Origin of the sequence: Kitasatospora sp. NPDC101235 (genome assembly GCF_044767505.1) — a bacterium.
In the GTDB taxonomy this organism is placed as follows: domain Bacteria; phylum Actinomycetota; class Actinomycetes; order Streptomycetales; family Streptomycetaceae; genus Kitasatospora.
On the sequence record NZ_JBIWNZ010000080.1, the window covers coordinates 1 to 4319 of the forward strand.

4 protein-coding genes are annotated in these 4319 nt (G+C 71.5%); 2 read left to right on the forward strand and 2 right to left on the reverse strand.

The window, feature by feature from the left end; all coding sequences use genetic code 11:
* Nucleotides 1-20 precede the first annotated feature (20 nt).
* Nucleotides 21-371: a hypothetical protein gene (locus tag ACIRRH_RS43820; RefSeq protein ID WP_403079081.1), complete on the reverse strand. Its 351-nt coding sequence runs from the start codon at nt 369-371 to the stop codon at nt 21-23.
* Nucleotides 372-639: 268 nt separating this feature from the next.
* Here ACIRRH_RS43820 and sph point away from each other — a divergent pair, with 268 nt between their 5' ends.
* Entirely contained in the window at nt 640-1617 is a 978-nt protein-coding gene (sph, locus tag ACIRRH_RS43825) for a sphingomyelin phosphodiesterase (RefSeq protein WP_403079083.1), read from the forward strand.
* A 152-nt stretch (nt 1618-1769) separates the two neighbouring features.
* On the forward strand, nt 1770-2588 hold the full coding sequence (locus tag ACIRRH_RS43830) for a thioesterase family protein (RefSeq protein ID WP_403079085.1): 819 nt from the start codon (nt 1770-1772) through the stop codon (nt 2586-2588).
* A 67-nt stretch (nt 2589-2655) separates the two neighbouring features.
* Here the strand turns inward: ACIRRH_RS43830 and ACIRRH_RS43835 are convergent, their stop codons facing one another.
* Complete coding sequence (locus tag ACIRRH_RS43835) at nt 2656-3981, reverse strand: radical SAM protein (protein WP_403079087.1); 1326 nt, start codon at nt 3979-3981, stop codon at nt 2656-2658.
* Nucleotides 3982-4319 lie beyond the last annotated feature (338 nt).

Consider the following 4319-nt stretch of genomic DNA (forward strand, 5'->3'; position numbering starts at 1 on the left):
GAAAGCTACCTCGCCGGCCTTCACCTTCGCGGCGCAATGATCTGGATCAAGGACCTCACCCGAACCCATTGATCACGACCGAATACACGTCCTAGCCGCGCCGCGCGCCCGCGGGCGCGGATGAGGCCGATCCCGATGACGCCCGCCGAGAGCACCAGGAACGCCAGGACGGCGCAAGGGAGCTGGTAGTCCGGATTGGTGCCGAGCGCCGCCGCCCCGACCATCAGCACCGGGGTGAGCAGGCCGGTGAGCCACGCCGTCCGGTGGACGGCCTTCGGGGAGAGCCGGGGCTCCGAGCGCCTGCGGACCCGCTTCGGAGGCGGGACCACTCCCTCGGCGAGCGGCCTCTTCTGCTTCTTCCGGCCTGCCATGCCCTCCCCGTTCGGTGCTGCGGTCTCGTGCTTGCGACAGTGTGACGGCAGCTCCGGACACCCGGAAGGCCCGGTCCGGATCCCGCGTCCGGAGTCGGGTCGGTGTGTTCACGACTCCCTTGAGAGGGCCACATTGGGCCGGTGGCGGTGTTACCGGCGAGTTCACCGAATGCTCGCCCGACGTCTTGCGGGGTGTGTCGCGGGCCAAGTTGGATACACAACATCCCTCGACCCGACGGGTCCACGACATCGCCCCCACGGAGGCCCGATGCCCCTGTCGTCCGTCCGCCGCGCCCTCGCCGCCGGCGCCGCCGCGACCGTCCTCGCCGTGCTCGGCACCGCCCCGGCCTCGGCCGAGAGCGCCCCGGCGACCGCACCCCCGCTCGACGTGCTGACGTACAACACGTTCCTGATGAGCACTTCGCTCTACCCCAACTGGGGCCAGCAGTACCGGGCTCAGGCCATCGCCTCGGCGGACTTCTTCCAGGGCCACGACGTGGTCGTGCTGGAGGAGGCCTTCGACAACGCGGCCTCCGACGCGCTGACCGCCAAGGCCTCGGCCGCCTACCCGTACCACACGCCGGTGGTCGGCCGCTCCACCAGCGGCTGGGACGCCACCTCCGGCAGCTACAGCGGCGCCACCCCCGAGGACGGCGGCGTCACCCTGCTCAGCAAGTGGCCGATCCTGCGCAAGGAGCAGTACGTCTACAAGGACGCCTGCGGCTCGGACTGGTTCTCCAACAAGGGCTTCGTCTACGCGGTGCTGGACGTCGACGGCCGCCGCACCCACGTGGTCGGCACCCACCTCCAGTCCACCGACTCGGGCTGCGCAAGCGGCCAGGCGGCGGACATCCGGGCGAAGCAGCTCACCGCGATGCGCTCGTTCCTGGACGCCAAGCGGATCTCGGCCGACGAGCCGATCGTCATCGCCGGCGACCTCAACATCGACTCGCACGGCTCCGAATACCAGGCGCTGCTGACCAACGGCAACCTCGCCCCGGCCTTCGCCCGCACCGGCTGGCCGTACTCCTTCGACACCGTGGACAACTCCATCGCCGCCTACCGCTACCCGGGCGAGCCCAAGGAGGACCTCGACTACGTCCTCTACCGGGCCGACCACGCCCGCCCGCAGCAGTACACCAACCAGGTGGTCCGGGTGCACAGCGCGCCCTGGACGGTGAGCAGTTGGGGCAAGAGCTACACCTACGCCGACCTCTCCGACCACTACCCGCTGGTCGCGCACTGACGGCCCGGAACCTCCGGCGGTGTGGGATGCGTCACCCGTGAGGCCGCGCAGGCGGTTCGGCCCCTTACGATCCTGAACGCCGAGGTCGGGCGCCGTCGTACCACGGCGGCGCCCGACCGGCAGTCAGCGATCCCGCCCGAGGAGAAGCGCACGTGACCACCCCCACCGCCGCGCCCGACAGCTACTACCAGCGCACCGGCGAGAACCACTACAAGCCCACCGTGCAGGCGCAGGGCGCCTGGCACCCCGACGAGCAGCACTTCAGCCCGCTCGGCGGCCTGATCGTGCACGCCATCGACCGCCACCGAGCCGACCACCAGCGGGCCGGCCGCCCCGCCGACGGCCTGGCACTGGCCCGGATCAGTTACGACATACTCGGCCTGATCGCCCTCGACGAGTTCGAGATCACGGTGGAGACCGTCCGCCCCGGGCGCACCATCGAGCTGATCGAGGCCACGGTGGTGATCGGCGGGCGCGCCGTGGTCCGGGCCCGCGCCTGGTTCCTCGCCGAGCTGGACACCACCGCCGTCGCGGGCACCCACGACGAGCCGCTGCCCGCGCCCGAGGAGTTCGAGCCCTGGACGATGGGCGGGCTGTGGGGCGGCGGCTACATCGCCTCGATCGACGTCCGCCGCCGGGAGACCGCCCCGGGCCGCGCCGCCGCCTGGATCTCCAGCCCCGTCGAGCTGGTCGCGGGGGAGCCCAGCGGCCCGCACGCCTCCTTCGTCATGCTGGTCGACACCGCGAACGGCATCGCCGTGCGGCAGAACCCCACCGAGTGGATGTTCCCCAACACCGACCTGACGATCCACTTCCACCGCCGCCCCGAGGGCCGCTGGACCGGCCTGGACACCAGCGTGAGCTTCGGCCCGGCCGGGCACGGCGTCACCAGCACCGTGCTGCACGATGGCCACGGACCGCTGGGCCGGGCCGAGCAGATCCTCACTGTCCGCCCGCTGAACGGGAGTTGAGACACCCGGAGATTGGCCGTACCCCCGACGGCGCCACCCCGCCGGGGGCGGCGCCGTCGCCCTGTGCTCAGCTGGGCAGCGAGTCCATGAAGGAGCTCACCGAGAAGACCGCCCGGCCCGGGCCGGCCGGGCCGTAGCCGGGCGGGGAGGAGAGGCCGAACTCCTCCAGGGTCGCCCGGTAGGTCTGCAACAGCCGGATGTGGTACTCCAGCGGCGCGCCCTGCGGGTTGGCCTTGCCGAGCGGGGTGGTGGGCTCGGGGCACCAGGTGGTGAAGCGCGGCACCACGCCGTGGGACATGAAGAAGCGCAGGCCCTCCTCGGTGGAGGCGATCGCCTCGTCCACCGTGGTGAAGCCGAAGGGCTCGGCCATCTCCACGCCGGCGACGAAGTTGGGGATCACGTTCTCCGGGCCGAACACCTCGGTGGAGTCGAGGATCCGGCGGTGCCACTCGTCCCGGCCGACGTAGCGCTCCTTGCCCGGGCAGTAGAGCTCGAACAGCCGCTTGTCCCACACCTCGAAGTTGGGGTGGTAGATCCGCACGCCGTAGTCGTGGAAGCGCTGGACGTCCTCGCGCGGCAGCGCCTGGGCCACCACCTTGCCGATCCAGCGGCCGGGGAAGCGCTCCTCGATGGCCTTGGCGTACTGCCCGTAGAAGTCGGCCTCGTCCCGGCCCCCGACGTGCGAGGTGATCGCGCCGCCGGTGAGGGTGTACGCCTGGGAGGCGCGGGCGGTGTCGTGCTCGTCGATCAGCGCCAGCGCCTCCAGCACCTCCTCGACCGGCTTGACCCCGGTGTACGGGCGGCCGGCGGCCTTGTGCTGGCGCCAGTTGTGGTTGATGTCGCAGTACTGGCACTCCTCCTTGGCGCCGAAGTACTGGCAGACCCGGAACACCGTGAGGTAGATCAGGTAACCCCACTGGATGGTCGGGGCGACCTCCATCACCGACTTCCCGTTGGCGAGCGTGTGGCGGTAGTAGTCCGGCATCGGCGGCAGGCCGACGTCGGCGATCCGCGCACCGTCCAGGTAGAGCCCGAGGGTGCCGTCCTCGCCCGCGCCGACCCGGTACGGCGAGTCCGGGTTCACCCGCACCGACACCACCGTGCGGCGCAGCCCGTACGGCCCGCCGGTCAGCACGATCTCCTCCGGCGGCCGGTTGAGCGCGGCGGCGCCCAGCTCGGGCAGGGTGCGGTGGTCGAAGGAGAAGATGAAGTACGACTTCGGTTTGACCTCGCCGCCCCCGTCGGCGCCGGCGCTGTCGCTGAGCGCGGACTCGTCGAAGGCCATGCCGCCGCGCAGCAGGTCCTCCTTGATCACCGCCTCGCGGGGCACGTCGGGATAGCGCTCCATGAGCTCCTCGACGAGTGCGGTGCGGCTGCGGGCCTGGCTCTCCATGCGCTGGTCTTCCTTCCTGGCCCCGTTCCCTCGCGGCGCCCAGCCCATTCTGGTCCCCTGACGCACGCGGTCGTGCACCGGGCTCGGCCGGGAGGGGCCGGCCGGTCCGCGGTGCGGGCCGGGGCGGGCCGCGCCTGGGCCCGCGCTCTCCACGGGTACCGGCCCCAGGGCCTGATGCTCCTGCCGCGCTCCGCGGCTCGCCCGGCCCGGCGTTCTGCCGCGCCCTGTGGCCCGGTGTGCCTCAGCTTGACTATTAACCCCGCCAAGATCATCTCTTGGCGGGGTTCGTCGTTCGCCTGACAGCTGGGCGGCCTTTGCGTGATCGTGTCTTCTCGCTG

Coding starts and splice junctions, on each gene's coding strand:
- sph (WP_403079083.1), top strand. CDS start 640: ATGCCCCTGTCGTCCGTCCGCCGCGCCCTCGCCGCCGGCGCCGCCGCG.
- ACIRRH_RS43820 (WP_403079081.1), bottom strand. CDS start 371: ATGGCAGGCCGGAAGAAGCAGAAGAGGCCGCTCGCCGAGGGAGTGGTC.
- ACIRRH_RS43835 (WP_403079087.1), bottom strand. CDS start 3,981: ATGGAGAGCCAGGCCCGCAGCCGCACCGCACTCGTCGAGGAGCTCATG.